This is a genomic window from Marinobacter sp. ATCH36, assembly GCF_023555055.1.
Taxonomy (GTDB): Bacteria; Pseudomonadota; Gammaproteobacteria; order Pseudomonadales; family Oleiphilaceae; genus Marinobacter.
This window is the reverse complement of the sequence record NZ_JAMJPL010000006.1, coordinates 137,486-151,972: the sequence shown is the minus strand read 5'-3', so window position 1 is coordinate 151,972 and position 14,487 is coordinate 137,486. Positions and strand designations below refer to the sequence as shown.

Genomic DNA, 14,487 nt, shown 5'->3' with positions numbered 1-14,487 from the left:
GACTCCGCGGGAGAGGTTCTTTCAGACAGTATTATCAGTATGATGAACGCATCGTGGCAAAACCGGCAAAAAAATAAAAGCAGAACCAGCAGTCTGGCTGAGGTTATTGTGTCGTGAAAGAATTCTTTATTCGTCGAGACCGCTCCGATATACCCCCGGGCATCGAGCGACGAACGCTTATTCGCATTGACGACGAAGGCGTTATTGTCTTTGCCGACCACCATGCCGAATCGGTTCTCGGGTACGACTCCGGCGATCTGGAGGGGCGCAAGGTGCAGTGCATTCTTGCCGCCCGCCAGGATGATCCGTTTGCGCCAGCCCACCGCCACCCCATTGAAAATGGCGAATCGATACTTATCACTTTCCGCCACAAGGAGGGTTTTTTCTTCACCGCCGGTCTCAGCCTGCGCATGGACATCCGTGATTCGGATCAGGCCGCCAGCGCCAGTATCAGCCAACGTGACCACTCCCCCATTGACCATCGGCTGATGCGGCTGATGGAAACCTCGGCCAACCTTGGCCTCTGGGAACTGGATATCAACAGCAACGAGATGACCTGGACCGACGGCATGTACCATTTGCTGGAGTTGCGGCCCGGCAGCGGGATCACGCCTGAGCAGGCGCTGTTCTATTGCCAGTCCAGCCAGGCCCGCATCCGCGCCCGGATCCGGCGATGCATCCGCAGCGGCCAGCCTTTTTCCCTCACCCTGGACCTGCTGACCGCGAAACAGAAAACACGTCAGGTCAAGTTGACGGGGCGTGCGCTGAAAACCGGCAAACGGACCCAGCGCCTGGGCGGAACTCTGATTGATCAGACCTACGAGCAGCAACAGCACTTTGCCCGCAGACAGGCCGAACAGCTACTCGTCGCTACCACCAATGCCACCAGCGATCTGGTTGTGGCGGTGGACCGCGCTCTGAACCTTCTGCATTTCAATCAGGCCTTCAGTCGCCAGTTCGAGCGGGCCTTTGGCCAGTCGCCGGAACGGGGCAACAACCTCAACACTTTGCTGCAGGACTACCCCAACGAACGAAGACTGATTGAGCGCTTGTGGACCCGGGCCTTCGAGCGCGACAGCTTTGTGGTGGAAATGCCCATGGCCCAGCAACACCGGGAGCTACCCCTTTACGAAATTCATTATCAGCGGCTGACCAACGATCAGGGCGATGTGATTGGCGCCGTGCATGTTGCCCGCGATATCAGCGAACGGCTGCAGAATTCCTCCAGCAGCGAGTACCGGGCCCAGCATGACCCGGTGACCGGCCTGATGAACCGCAAAGCTTTTCTGGCCCGCCTCCACCGCACCCTGGAACAGAAATCGATGTGTGAAGGTGGCAACAGTCTACTGTTCCTGGACCTGGACGGTTTTGATCATCTCAACGAGATCGCCGGTGGTGGTATCTGCGACCGGTATCTGCGCGAGCTGGCCAGCAACATGGGCGTTAAAGTCCGGCAGCGGGATGCACTGGCAAGGCTGGCCGGTGACACCTTCGCACTGCTAATCGAGAATTGCCCCGAGGCCCGGGCCCGCAAGATTGCGGACAGCATCCTGGAGCTTATCCGCGGATTTGTATTCGACTGGCAGGATAAACAACTTCAGACAACGGCCAGCGGCGGCCTGCTTTTCCTGGAAAACGACTCACCAATGGCCCCTGATCAACTACTTACTCAGGCTGCAGACCTCTGCCACACCGCGAAAACTTCAGGCCGGAATCGCATCCACGCTGCCCGGGCCATGCCCAAGTCTATTGATGAAGGCGCAACCCATGGGGTGCTTGAGCAACTCCGGAAAGCGCTGGACAATGGCCATGTCAGGCTTGAGTACCAGTCGCTAAGGCCGGTTGCCAGCGCCACCTGGGGCGACCATATCGAGATCCTCACCCGCGTACCCGGCGATACGCCGGACAGTCCACTACTAGTGCCCGATACATTTCTGCCGGTGGCCGAGCGGTTTGACCTCGCCAAACGCCTCGACCGCCAGGTAATCCTCCAGGCTCTGGCCTGGCTGGAGCAACATCCATTACTGGAACCGCGACTCAAGTACTGTGGCTTCAACCTGTCCCTCGCCAGCGTCCTGGATGATACCTTTGCTGACTTTATGGAGTCCGTCCTCAGAGGGTCGTCTTTCGCGCCGGAATGTTTTTGTATGGAAATCCGCGAAGCCCATGCAACCCAGTATCCGGATGATATCGCCGTACTCTGCGACGCCTTGCACCGCATCGGTTGTCGGGTGGCACTGGACGGCGCTGGCGCTTCGGTGGAAAGCTATAGCCTGGCGGCAAAGCTACCTGTGGACATCATCAAGCTGGACCACAAGATCATGCAGCACCTGAACGATGACCCGGTGCAACAGGTGATGGTGGAGGCCCTGCACAAGATCGCGACAGCCTCGGGAAAGATGACCGTGGCCACCTTCATCGAGAACGACGATACCCTGCGCAAGGTACGTACCCTGGGCATCCACTATGGCCAGGGCTTCCGGCTTTACCGGCCCCGCCCTCTGGAAGAGCTGACACCGGCAGAGGTCGCCCTGACTACGGGGAAAATCGGCGGCTAGAGCGCTTTGCGTGCCCGTGTAACGGCGGCGCGGACCTGGTCCGGTGCGGTGCCGCCGAGGTGGTCACGTGCCTGCACGGATCCATCCAGGGTCAGCACGTCAAACACATCCTCTGTGATCACATCGGAAAACCGCTTCAGCTCGTCGGTCGTCATCTCAGACAGGTCACGACTCTCGGCTACGCCAAAGGCCACGGCCTTGCCCACGATTTCGTGGGCATCGCGGAAGGCCACACCCTTCTTGACCAGGTAGTCCGCCAGATCCGTCGCAGTAGAGAAGCCACGCTTGGCTGCCACTCGCATATTGTCAGCTCTGGCCTCAATGGCGGGAATCATGTCGGCGTAGGCCTTGAGGCAGCCCTTGACGGTATCCACTGTATCGAACAGCGGTTCCTTGTCTTCCTGATTGTCCTTGTTGTAGGCCAGCGGCTGGCTCTTCATCAGGGTCAGCAGGCTGATCAGGTGGCCGTTCACACGGCCGGTCTTGCCGCGCACCAGCTCCGGTACATCCGGATTTTTCTTTTGGGGCATGATGGATGATCCGGTGCAGAAGCGGTCCGGAAGATCGATGAAATCAAACTGGGCGGATGTCCAAAGCACCAGTTCTTCACTGAACCTGGACAGGTGAGTCATCAGCAGGGCGGCAAAGCTGCAGAACTCGATGGCGAAATCCCGGTCACTGACCGAGTCCAGAGAATTCTCGCTGGGCCGATCGAAACCCAGCAGCCTGGCAGTGATGCTGCGATCGATCGGGTAGGTTGTGCCCGCCAGTGCCGCGGCACCCAAAGGCATCACGTTCACCCGCTTGCGGCAGTCCTGCAGGCGCTCGGCATCACGCACCAGCATTTCGTACCAGGCCAGCAGGTGATGGCCAAAAGTAACCGGCTGGGCGGTCTGCAGGTGAGTGAAGCCGGGCATGATGGTATCCGCCTCACGCTCGGCCAGGTCCAGAAGGCCGGTTTGCAGGCGTTTCAGCTCTTCTGCAATCACGTCGATTTCATCACGCAGGTAAAGGCGGATATCGGTAGCCACCTGGTCATTACGGCTGCGCCCGGTGTGCAACTTCTTCCCGGTAATACCAATACGGTCGGTCAGCCGCGCCTCGATGTTCATATGAACATCCTCCAGGCTGACGGACCACTGGAACGTTCCTGCCTCGATATCTGCTTTGACCGCTTTCAGCCCGTCAATGATGGTGTCACGCTCTTCAACGGTCAGCACACCTACTTCAGCCAGCATGGTGGCATGGGCGATGGACCCGGTAATATCGTGGTGGTAAAGACGCTGGTCAAAGCCCACGGAGGCGGTAAAACGTTCCACGAAAGCATCGGTGGGTTCGGTAAAACGACCGCCCCAGGGTTTCTCGGCGCTCTTGTTCTGATCCGTCATGGTCTATCTTTCCTGCTGACAGCCCGGCATCATTCTGCGGGAATGGGTAAATTGAAAGTTGCAAGATTATAGCATTCTGTAGCGGACAGTTGCCTTTCTCTGATTCGGGAACACGGGATTCAGGAACAGTTTCAATGGCAGTAAAACACAACAGGGAACGCCTGGTCAGGGAAACCACGCTGAGCGACAGCGAATTTTATGTACCGGACCTGTGCCGGGTGCGGGCCGTTTTCATGCTGGTGGTGACCAGCGAACTGCTGGTGCTGGTCTTGTCCATCGTTCAGGCCCAGAGCCACTGGATTGACTGGAATTACTTCGGCCTGCTGTCACTGTTCGTGCAATGGACCGTTCTGACCAGCGCCGCACTGATCTGCCTGTTACGGCGATGGCTTTCGGGCCTGACCATCCCCCGCGCCACCGCTGTAATTGTCGCCATCGTATTGATGGATGTGCTGGCCTTCAGCCTGTTTGCCGATAGCGTTCTGCATCCCCGCCCCGGCGTTGAAGCCTGGCAGGGAGTGGCCAAGAAGTTATTACTGGCGCTACTGATCACGCTGATGGTGTTGCGTTATTTTTACCTGCAGTTCCAGTGGCAGCAGCAGCGGGAATCGGAAATGCAGTCGCGGCTGACAGCGCTGCAGGCACGGATACACCCCCACTTTCTATTTAACAGCATGAACACTATCGCCAGCCTGATCTCGGTAAACCCTGAGCGGGCCGAAGACGCTGTACTCGATCTTTCCGAACTGTTCCGCGCCAGCCTTCGAACCGGTGACCGCCTGATCCCCCTGTCTGCCGAGCTGGATCTGTGCCGGCGTTATCTGGCCATCGAAAAGCTACGCCTGGAGGACCGGCTGACTCTGGACTGGCGTATCGAGGATGGCCTGGATCAGCAAGCCATCCCCCCGCTTACCCTGCAGCCACTGGTGGAGAATGCCATCTATCATGGTATTCAGCCTCGTCCGAACGGCGGAACGGTGAAAATTGAGGTCTACCGTAACGGCCCGTCCGTCTATCTGATGGTGCAAAATCCCCGCCCGGCCCCGGATCATGGTGGCCATAATGGCAATCGCATGGCGCTGGCCAACATCCAGTCACGCCTGCACGCTCTTTTCGGAGAGCCGGCGGTGCTGAAGCACAGCCACCAGAATGATATATATACCGTCACTCTTCGCTTACCTTGGCAGAAGGCGAGTAGCAATGGTAAACCCGCGACAAGGAACAGGTAGGCAAGCATGGCCGATGTGAGCAGCCGTAGCGTACTGATTGCCGATGACGAGCCCCTGGCCCGGGAGCGCATCCGCAGACTGGTGGAAGCCCTGCCAGGCTATGACGTGTGCGGCGAGGCCAGCGACGGTGAAGAAACGCTGGCAAGAATCGCGCAGCGGTCTCCCGACATATTGCTGCTGGATATCCGCATGCCCGGCATGGATGGCATGGAAGCGGCAGAGAGAATTGCCTCACTCGAGGCACCGCCGGCCATTATTTTTTGCACCGCGTACGACCATTACGCCATTCAGGCGTTCGACGTTCATGCCGTGGCGTATCTGCTCAAACCGGTACGCCGGGAAGCGCTTGTGGAGGCACTGAAACGCGCAGGCCGGGTCAACCGGGTGCAAATGCAGGCGTTGGCGGAAAGAGAGTCAGACAGCGACGAACAACTGGCCGTCCGCACCCATCGCGGCACGGAGTTGATTGATATCCGGGGAATTCTCTACTGCGAGGCCGACCAGAAGTACGTCACCATCCACCATCTCCGGGGTGAGACCGTCACCGATTACACCCTGAAAGAGCTTGAAAACACCTATCCCCAGCATCTACTGAGGATTCACCGCCATACCCTGGTGGGCGTGCGTTTTATCCAGGCGATACTCAGAAACGGTGGCGGCCAGAACGTCATTGACCTGTCGGACGATCACGGCCGGCTGCCGGTAAGCCGGAGACATACCGCTTCAGTAAGGCAATGGTTGAAGGAACACCGCCCCGGCTAGCTTTGGCACCAATGTCGTGGCTTGACGTTTGGCTCTACAAATAGCCCCACAAAGGGTACCCTTGGCATAACATTTTCAGATTCGGCAACGAGTAACATGTCAAAACGAACTCTTCGCATTGCAACCCGCAGCAGCGCACTGGCGCTTTGGCAGGCGGACTTCATCAAGTCTGAACTGGAACGGCTCCACGATAATGTGGAGGTTGAACTGGTCAAGATCAAAACCCAGGGCGACAAGATTCTGGATGTGCCGCTGGCCAAGATTGGCGGCAAAGGCCTGTTCGTCAAGGAGCTGGAAGAGGCGATGCTGGCAGGTCAGGCGGACCTGGCCGTGCATTCCATGAAGGATGTGCCCATGGAATTTCCCGAGGGTCTGGGGCTGGTGGCCATTTGCGAACGGGAGGACCCTACCGACGCTTTTGTCAGCAACGACTATGAAAATGTGGACGCATTACCCCATGGCGCCATTGTAGGCACGGCCAGCCTGCGCCGGGAGGCCCAGCTTCGCGCCTATCGGCCGGACCTGGAAATCCGCACCCTGCGGGGTAACGTCAACACCCGCCTGGCGAAACTGGACGCCGGTGATTACAACGCCATTGTACTGGCCAGCTCCGGGCTCAAGCGCCTGGGTTTCCATGACCGTATCCGCTACTGCCTGCCCGACAGTGTATCTCTGCCCGCTGTCGGCCAGGGTGCGCTGGGAATCGAATGCCGGCTGGACGATGCCGAGCTCATCCGCATGCTGGCCCCCCTGGACCACCGCGACACCTCGGACCGGGTCAAGGCGGAACGGGCATTGAACCGCCGCTTGCAGGGTGGCTGCCAGGTTCCCATTGCCGCCTATGCCCTGCTGGAGGATGACGATACCCTGTGGTTGCGAGGCCTTGTGGGCGCCGTAGATGGCACCAAGGTGTTCCGGGTGGAAGGCCGCGCGCCGCGCAGCGAAGGCGAACGCCTTGGCCGCGAGTTGGCGGAAGACCTGCTTGCGCTGGGTGCAGACAAGGTTCTGGCTGAAATCTATGGCCACACCCCGACCTGATTCCCTGCCATTAGTGGGTCGGCGAATCCTGATCTGCCGGCCGCAACCCGAAGCCGACCGCCTTGCCGAGGTCTTCCGGGAGGCTGGCGCCGACGCGCAGGTGTTGCCTCTGATCGCCCGTGAGCCGCTACCGGAGGATCCCGCTTCCCGCACGCTCATCCTGAACCTGGATGAGTTCTCCCGTGTGATCGCTGTCAGCCCCTATGCTGCCAGCCTGCTGCTGGAGTGGCTGGATACCTGGTGGCCACAAACACCGTCGGGCATCCAGTGGTATGGCGTCGGAGCAGGAACCGCAGCGGTACTGGCCGGTTACGGTCTGAACACACGACAGCCGAAAACCGGCCATACCAGCGAAGATTTGCTACAGTTGCCTGAATTGGCCAGCCTGGATCATGAGAAGGTGCTGGTTGTGCGGGGGCAGGAAGGCCGCGAGCTGATCCCGCAAACGCTGGAAGAACGGGGTGCAAGGGTCACGGTGTTGCCACTTTATCGCCGTTACCGTCCCGACTATGATAAAACCACGCTGATCGCGATGCTGAACAACTTTTCCCCCGAGGCAATCATCACACTGTCGGGAGAAACATTGAACAATCTCATCGCGCTAAGTGAAAATACCGGCCATAATCTTGAAGATACTTTGCTGGTTGTCCCTGTTGAGCGGATTGCCGAACAAGCACGTCTGGCCGGCCTTCGGCGAACGTGTATACCAGGAAGCCTTGCCGATAGCACGATTGTGGCTGCAGTTGCCGAGCAACTCGCCAGCCTGGACGGAGGCTCCGGAAACACCAAGTAAGGATGCCCGTGACAGAATCAAAAGCACAACTGCCCGCCCCAATCCCGAAACAACAGCAAACACGGCAACGGCTGTGGCCTCTCTGGATCATAACGTTGCTTGCACTGGCGCTGGCAATAGCACTGGCGCTGTGGAGTTGGCAGCAGTGGAACAACTACCAGTCCCTGCAGCAATCCATCACCAGCCTGGAAAGCGATACCGAGCAACTGGACCGGATGTACGGCCAGACCGGCAACCAGCAAAGCCAGCGCCTGCAGGCACTGGAGGAAAAGCTTTCGGAACAGCGTGAGCTGATTTCCACTCAGCAACGCCAGATCGACCACAATGCCCGCGAATTGCTGGAAGCCGGTAACCGCACCCGCACCGACTGGCTGCTGGCCGAAGCTGAATACCTGCTCCGAGTGGCCAACCAGCGTCTGATGATTGAAAAGGATATCCGCGGGGCCCTGGCTGCACTGGAGTCCGGCGACGAAGTACTGGCGGAGTCTGACGATATCGGCGTCTATCCGGTTCGTCAGCAACTGGCCAAGGAAATCCTTGCTCTCAAGGGTATCGCCGATGTTGACCGCACCGGCCTTTACCTGAAGCTGGAAGCGGCCATCGACAGCATCCACCAACTTACGGACGATGCCTTGGCCAGCGACCGAGCCCCCGGGTTCATCGCCGATGCAAGCGATAACGCGGCCGGCAACACAGATTCTGTCCCTGGCCTGATGGCCGAGGGATGGAACAAGGTAAAAGATACCCTGTCACAGGTCGTTGTTGTGCGCAGACTCGACGAACCAGTCAAGCCACTGCTTTCTCCTGAGCAGAGCGCATACGCCCGACTCAATCTCCAGTTGATGCTGGAAGAAGCAGAACTGGCGGTTCTGCGCGGCCACCAGGAGCTGTACTCCCGCTCCCTCACCAAGGCCAGCAATGCCATCAACAACTGGTACGACAGCAGCAACGATCGCATTATCGCGCTTTCGCAAAGCCTGGACGAACTGTCTGAAAAGAACGTCGACCCGGAACTGCCGGATATCAGTCGCTCCCTGGAACTACTCAAGTCACGTCTGGCAGGAAGGCTGGACAATGGCGATGGCGATGAACAGGGAGATGCCTCATGATCCGCATCCTGCTGATCATCCTGATCGCCTTGTTGTTAGGCACCGGTCTCTCCCTGGGGCTTCAGTATGATCTCGGTTATATCCGCATCAGCCTGGGCAACTACCTGATTGAAACCAATTTCTGGGTTGGGTTGGCGGCACTGGTGCTGCTGCTGGTGGTGTCCGTGATGGCCATTAACCTGTTTCGTCGCCTGCGCCACGGCACTGGCATGGTTGCCGGCTGGCTGGCTCGCAGCAGCGAACGTCGTGCTCGCCGCCGTACCACCCAGGGCCTGCTGGCCCTCGCCGAAGGTAACTGGCCGCGGGCACGCAAGCTTCTCACTTCATCGGCAGAGCACGCCGACACCCCCCTGATCAACTACCTCGCGGCTGCCCAGGCGTCGTTTGAATCCGGCGATCACGAGGCGGTCGACGAACTGCTGCGCAAAGCCTTTGAGAGCACGCCGGGATCCGACATGGCCGTGGGCATTACCCAGGCCCAACTGCAACTAGCCGGTAACCGGCTTGAGGAAGCACTGGCCACACTGTTGAGGCTACGCAAGCAGGCACCTCATCACCCGTTCGTACTCAAACTGCTGAAAAACACCTACGTTCGCCTGGAAGACTGGCGCGAGCTGTCTCGCCTGCTACCAGAGATCCGCAAGCGAAACCTGATGGAACGCGAAGAGCTGGGCGATCTGGAACGGCTGGTCTGGCACAACCTGCTGCAGCGAGCTGCCGCGGAATGCCGGCGCCATTCGGGTGAGCCATCCGCCTCTCTGGAGCCGCTAACGAAACTTTGGGACGAGCTGCCAGGATTCCTGCGTCGCGACGAGCACACCATTCGCGAGTACGCCCGCCTGCTGGCGCAACTGGGGGACGAGGCCCAGGCTGAAACGCTTCTGAGAAAGGTATTGCGCAATCACTGGGGTGACGACCTGGTCAACCTCTATGGTCGGGTGAAGGGCCTGAAACCGGACGAACAGCTGCTGATTGCAGAACAATGGCTGAAAGACCGCCCCAACAACGCCGAACTGCTACTGGCACTTGGCCGCCTGAGCCTGCGCAACGAGCTCTGGGGCAAGGCCAGGGAGTACTTTGAAACCAGTTTGCGCTTACGCCGCAGCCGCGAAACCATGGCCGAGCTTAGCCGCCTGAACGCCCATATGGGTGAAGGCGAGAATAGTGTGAAGCTGTTGATGCAGGGGCTCGTGAAAGACAGTGGGTTGCCGGATTTGCCGATGCCCAAGGCCTGATGGGGTTGGTTGCTGGCCTCGTAGCCTGCCAAAGTGGGGCTGGTCCCGGGTGGGGTACCTTTTCTTCTGGGAAAAGAACTCGCTTTGCTCGGACACCTTTTCCCTGACAGAAAAGGTACCCCACCCGTGCCCGGACTGACTTTGGTGGTTTGCCAGCCTCATCCCCTAGGCGCGTATTCCAGCACATCAGAGAAAAACGCCCTCTGTGGCAACCCGGCTTCAAGCAACGCATCCATCAACGTGTAAACCATCGTCGGCGAACCACTGGCGTGGACTTCCACATCACTCCAGTCCATACCTGAAGCCAGTACCGTGCGAACCAACTGGTCGTGGTGGCCGCTCCAGTCGTTATCCTCATCATCTCCGACCACCGGCAGGAAGTTGAACGGCGGCCAGTCCTCCTGCCACTTCTGGGCAAGGGACCGGAGATACATATCCTCGTGGCGGCGAACGCCCCAGTATAGCTTTACCGGTTTGTCGTAGGATGTCTCTCTCAGATAATCCACCAGGCTTTTCACCTGGGCAAATCCGGTACCAGCTGCCACCAGCAGCAACGGTTTATCCGGCACCGACGCCAGGCAGGCGCGGCCATGGGGCAGCTCAACGGTGACTTCCCCACCGGAGGTCAGCGCATCGATCACTTTCTGGGCAGACACCCATTCCGGCGAGGCCTGAATGTGTAGCTCGATCAATTCGTCCGACGGACTGCTGGCGATGGAAAAATAGCAGGGGTCGGTATCCGGCAGGTTCACTGACAGGTACTGGCCGGCATGGAACGACAGTTCCCGGCGACGGGGCAGTTGCAGTTCCACACGGTATACATCGTGACTGATGGAACGGACGTCCACCACTTTTGCCTGGAACTTGCGGGGGTGGTTTTCTCCGGCTGCCATAATGGCGTCTATCTCCAGTTCTAGGTCACTGAGCGCGAGGGTTCGACACATCATCAGGCGCCCGGCGATCGGAATTGTATGTTGATTGCGGGTGTTCACGGCCTCGCCTGCGATCAGGCGGGCCTCACAGAGTTCGCATACACCGTTGCGACATGCTGCCGGAACCGCAACACCTGCCCTGTTTGCCGCCGCCAGAAGCGTCTCACCAGCTGCCGCTCTATACGACAACCCGGCCGGTGACAAGTGAATACGAACTTCATCGCTGGCCATATCAGTCGGGGCGGTCGGGCGAAACTTCAATGCCCAGGCTGTCCCAGATGTCGTCGACACGTTTTTTGACGTTATCAGACATGGTAATGGGCGTACCCCACTCACGGTCTGTTTCACCGGGCCACTTGCTGGTGGCATCCATCCCCATCTTGGAACCCAGCCCGGATACCGGCGAGGCGAAATCCAGATAGTCGATCGGGGTATTCTCCACCAGCGTGGTATCCCGGGAAGGATCCATTCGGGTAGTCATCGCCCAGATCACATCTTTCCAGTCCCGCGCGTTGACATCGTCATCCGTGACAATTACAAACTTGGTGTACATAAACTGCCGCAGAAAGGACCATACCCCCATCATCACCCGTTTGGCATGGCCTGGATACTGTTTCTTCATCGTCACCACTGCAAGGCGGTAGGAGCAACCCTCCGGCGGCAGGTAGAAATCCACGATCTCGGGAAACTGCTTCTGCAGGATGGGGATGAACACTTCGTTAAGCGCAACACCGAGAATCGCCGGCTCATCAGGTGGCCGACCAGTATAGGTGCTGTGGTATATCGGATTTTTGCGGTGAGTCACCCGCTCCACGGTAAACACCGGGAACTGGTCCACTTCGTTGTAATAGCCGGTATGATCCCCGAACGGCCCTTCAGGCGCCATATCGTCGGGGTAGATAAACCCTTCCAGAACAATTTCAGCGCTGGCCGGCACCTGCAGATCACTGAGGCCACACTGCACCAGTTCTGTACGCCCTCCCCTAAGCAGGCCGGCGAAGGCATATTCCGACAGGGTATCGGGTACTGGCGTAACCGCCCCCAGAATAGTCGCCGGGTCGGCGCCCAATGCCACGGCCACGGGGTAAGGTTTGCCCGGGTTGGCCTTCTGGAACTCAAGGAAATCCAGTGCTCCGCCACGATGGCTGAGCCAGCGCATGATCAGCCGGTTGCGACCAATCACCTGCTGGCGATAGATGCCCAGATTCTGGCGCTCCTTATGGGGACCACGAGTAATCACCAGCGGCCAGGTCACCAATGGCCCTGCATCGCCGGGCCAGCAATGCTGCACCGGTATCTGGTAAAGATCCACCTGATCCTTTTCGATCACCACGTCCTGACATGGAGCGGACCTGAGAACCTTGGGGCTCATGCGCATCACCTGCCGGAACAGCGGCAGTTTTTCGATGGCGTCTCTGAAACCTTTGGGTGGATCGGGTTCTTTCAGGTAAGCGAGCAGCTTGCCAATGTCACGCAGGGCAGTCACGCTATCCTGCCCCATGCCCATGGCGACACGCTTCGGGGTGCCAAACAGGTTGGCAAGCACGGGCATATCGTAGCCTTTGGGGTTTTCGAACAACAACGCCGGACCACCTGCCCGCAGGGTGCGGTCGCAGATTTCGGTCATTTCCAGGTGAGGATCAACCTCCACTGAAATGCGCTTCAGCTCACCGAGCTTTTCAAGCTGGTTTATGAAGTCTCTCAGGTCGTTGTATTTCATCGGCTACTCCGGTTGGTTCCGGCATTGTACGCGAATTCTTTGGTTTTGGTTTGGCCCCGGTTGGGCTTCGGTGCAGGAACGGGATGGGGGATGCTGGATCGGTAACGCCGGGGATCTTCTCCCCGGACCGTGCATTGCCAGGGATGGCAATGCCGAGCCCCCATGGATGGGTTCACGGCGTGTCCGGGGAGAAGATCCCCGGCGTTGCCAGCCCCCAAGCTCAGTGCGCCTGGAAGGCGAAACGAAAACTTAACGGCGCTTCATCGACTGGAAGAACTCGTCGTTGGTCTTGGTTTCCTTGAGCTTGTCCAGCAGGAACTCGATGGCGGCGGTGTCGTCGTCCATGGAGTGCAATAGCTTGCGCAGGATCCAGATACGCTGGATATCCGCCTCACTCATCAGCAAGTCTTCCCGGCGCGTGCCGGAGCTGCGGATGTTGAGAGCCGGGTAAACCCGCTTCTCGGCAATCTTGCGATCCAGGTGGATCTCCATGTTGCCGGTGCCCTTGAACTCCTCGTAAATCACCTCGTCCATCTTGGAACCGGTGTTCACCAGTGCCGTCGCCAGGATCGTCAGGCTTCCGCCCTCTTCCACGTTACGGGCGGCACCGAAGAAGCGCTTGGGCTTTTCCAGGGCATGGGCGTCGACACCACCGGTCAGCACCTTGCCGGAGGACGGAATCACGGTGTTGTAGGCACGGGCAAGACGGGTAATGGAGTCCAGCAGGATCACCACGTCTTTTTTATGCTCGACCAGGCGCTTGGCCTTTTCGATCACCATCTCCGCCACCTGAACGTGACGCGCCGGTGGCTCGTCAAAGGTGGAGGCGATGACTTCGCCACGCACAGTGCGCTGCATCTCGGTCACTTCCTCAGGCCGCTCGTCAATCAGCAATACCATCACATGGCACTCAGGATTGTTGCGGGTGATGGACTGGGCAATGCTCTGCATCAACAGCGTTTTACCGGCTTTGGGTGGAGAAACGATCAGGCCGCGCTGACCCTTGCCAATGGGAGCCACCAGATCCAGCACTCGGGAAGACAGGTCTTCCGTGCTGCCATTGCCTGCCTCAAGCATAAGGCGCTGATCAGGGAACAATGGCGTGAGGTTTTCGAACAGGATCTTGTTGCGGGCGTTATCCGGCTTGTCGAAGTTGATCTCATTGACCTTCAACAGCGCAAAATAGCGCTCGCCGTCTTTTGGCGGACGGATTTTGCCGGCAACCGTATCACCGGTCCGCAGGTTGAACCGGCGGATCTGGCTGGGTGAAACGTAAATATCATCCGGGCCGGCAAGATATGAGGCGTCAGCGGAGCGCAGAAAGCCGAAACCATCCTGCAGAATTTCCAGTACGCCGTCACCGTAGATGTCTTCACCGCTCTTGGCATGCTTCTTCAGAATGGTGAAGATCACATCCTGCTTGCGCGAACGAGCCAGGTTATCGAGGCCCATCTCTTGCGCAATATCGAGCAATTCGGGCATGGAATTCTGCTTGAGTTCAGTAAGATTCATAGGTTATTAGATTGTCAGGAATGGAAGTAAACGAACATTGGAATGACAGGGATGCCCCTGAACGGATTGATCGGGTAAACGTTGTCTAGGTGCTGGCCAGATGGAGCAATCGGTGTAGATGGTATCCGGAAAGGTACTGAAGCCAGAGACAGGAAGAACAACCGCTCACCGGGCAAGACGGATAATCAGCCACCTTGTATACCAATGTCAA

11 protein-coding genes are annotated in these 14,487 nt (G+C 58.5%); 7 read left to right on the top strand and 4 right to left on the bottom strand.

The window, feature by feature from the left end:
- Positions 1-113: 113 nt before the first annotated feature.
- Positions 114-2,558, top strand: a complete 2,445-nt coding sequence (locus tag M8010_RS16660; RefSeq protein ID WP_250093830.1) for an EAL domain-containing protein — start codon at positions 114-116, stop codon at positions 2,556-2,558.
- Here M8010_RS16660 and argH read toward each other — a convergent pair.
- A complete protein-coding gene (argH, locus tag M8010_RS16655; RefSeq protein WP_250093829.1) occupies positions 2,555-3,946 on the bottom strand; it encodes an argininosuccinate lyase in 1,392 nt (463 codons plus the stop codon). The genes M8010_RS16660 and argH overlap by 4 nt on opposite strands.
- Positions 3,947-4,080: 134 nt before the next feature.
- On the opposite strand from argH, the gene M8010_RS16650 reads away from it, so the two are divergent.
- From M8010_RS16650 to M8010_RS16625, 6 genes are all read left to right on the top strand, one after another.
- Positions 4,081-5,175, top strand: a complete 1,095-nt coding sequence (locus M8010_RS16650; protein ID WP_250093828.1) for a sensor histidine kinase — start codon at positions 4,081-4,083, stop codon at positions 5,173-5,175.
- Between the two features lie 6 nt (positions 5,176-5,181).
- Positions 5,182-5,937, top strand: coding sequence for a LytR/AlgR family response regulator transcription factor (locus M8010_RS16645; protein ID WP_250093827.1), 756 nt, complete (start codon positions 5,182-5,184; stop codon positions 5,935-5,937).
- A gap of 96 nt (positions 5,938-6,033) precedes the next feature.
- Complete coding sequence (gene hemC, locus M8010_RS16640) at positions 6,034-6,975, top strand: hydroxymethylbilane synthase (protein ID WP_250093826.1); 942 nt, start codon at positions 6,034-6,036, stop codon at positions 6,973-6,975.
- On the top strand, positions 6,956-7,768 hold the full coding sequence (locus tag M8010_RS16635; protein WP_250093824.1) for a uroporphyrinogen-III synthase: 813 nt from the start codon (positions 6,956-6,958) through the stop codon (positions 7,766-7,768). Before hemC ends, M8010_RS16635 begins: the two co-directional genes overlap by 20 nt.
- Before the next feature lie 2 nt (positions 7,769-7,770).
- Positions 7,771-8,877: a uroporphyrinogen-III C-methyltransferase gene (locus tag M8010_RS16630; RefSeq protein ID WP_250093822.1), complete on the top strand. Its 1,107-nt coding sequence runs from the start codon at positions 7,771-7,773 to the stop codon at positions 8,875-8,877.
- Positions 8,874-10,112, top strand: a complete 1,239-nt coding sequence (locus M8010_RS16625; protein ID WP_250093821.1) for a heme biosynthesis HemY N-terminal domain-containing protein — start codon at positions 8,874-8,876, stop codon at positions 10,110-10,112. Before M8010_RS16630 ends, M8010_RS16625 begins: the two co-directional genes overlap by 4 nt.
- Before the next feature lie 158 nt (positions 10,113-10,270).
- Here M8010_RS16625 and M8010_RS16620 read toward each other — a convergent pair whose 3' ends face one another.
- The 3 genes from M8010_RS16620 to rho form a co-directional block, all read right to left on the bottom strand.
- Complete coding sequence (locus M8010_RS16620) at positions 10,271-11,275, bottom strand: 2Fe-2S iron-sulfur cluster-binding protein (RefSeq protein WP_250093902.1); 1,005 nt, start codon at positions 11,273-11,275, stop codon at positions 10,271-10,273.
- A 1-nt stretch (position 11,276) separates the two neighbouring features.
- Positions 11,277-12,764 carry a 4-hydroxy-3-polyprenylbenzoate decarboxylase gene (ubiD, locus tag M8010_RS16615; RefSeq protein ID WP_250093820.1) on the bottom strand — a complete coding sequence of 496 codons (1,488 nt, stop codon included), beginning with the start codon at positions 12,762-12,764 and terminating at the stop codon, positions 11,277-11,279.
- Between the two features lie 249 nt (positions 12,765-13,013).
- Complete coding sequence (gene rho / locus M8010_RS16610) at positions 13,014-14,276, bottom strand: transcription termination factor Rho (RefSeq protein WP_250093819.1); 1,263 nt, start codon at positions 14,274-14,276, stop codon at positions 13,014-13,016.
- Positions 14,277-14,487 lie beyond the last annotated feature (211 nt).

Coding starts and splice junctions, on each gene's coding strand:
- M8010_RS16625 (WP_250093821.1), top strand. CDS start 8,874: ATGATCCGCATCCTGCTGATCATCCTGATCGCCTTGTTGTTAGGCACC.
- M8010_RS16645 (WP_250093827.1), top strand. CDS start 5,182: ATGGCCGATGTGAGCAGCCGTAGCGTACTGATTGCCGATGACGAGCCC.
- rho (WP_250093819.1), bottom strand. CDS start 14,276: ATGAATCTTACTGAACTCAAGCAGAATTCCATGCCCGAATTGCTCGAT.
- M8010_RS16650 (WP_250093828.1), top strand. CDS start 4,081: ATGGCAGTAAAACACAACAGGGAACGCCTGGTCAGGGAAACCACGCTG.
- ubiD (WP_250093820.1), bottom strand. CDS start 12,764: ATGAAATACAACGACCTGAGAGACTTCATAAACCAGCTTGAAAAGCTC.
- M8010_RS16630 (WP_250093822.1), top strand. CDS start 7,771: ATGCCCGTGACAGAATCAAAAGCACAACTGCCCGCCCCAATCCCGAAA.
- argH (WP_250093829.1), bottom strand. CDS start 3,946: ATGACGGATCAGAACAAGAGCGCCGAGAAACCCTGGGGCGGTCGTTTT.
- M8010_RS16635 (WP_250093824.1), top strand. CDS start 6,956: ATGGCCACACCCCGACCTGATTCCCTGCCATTAGTGGGTCGGCGAATC.
- M8010_RS16620 (WP_250093902.1), bottom strand. CDS start 11,275: ATGGCCAGCGATGAAGTTCGTATTCACTTGTCACCGGCCGGGTTGTCG.
- hemC (WP_250093826.1), top strand. CDS start 6,034: ATGTCAAAACGAACTCTTCGCATTGCAACCCGCAGCAGCGCACTGGCG.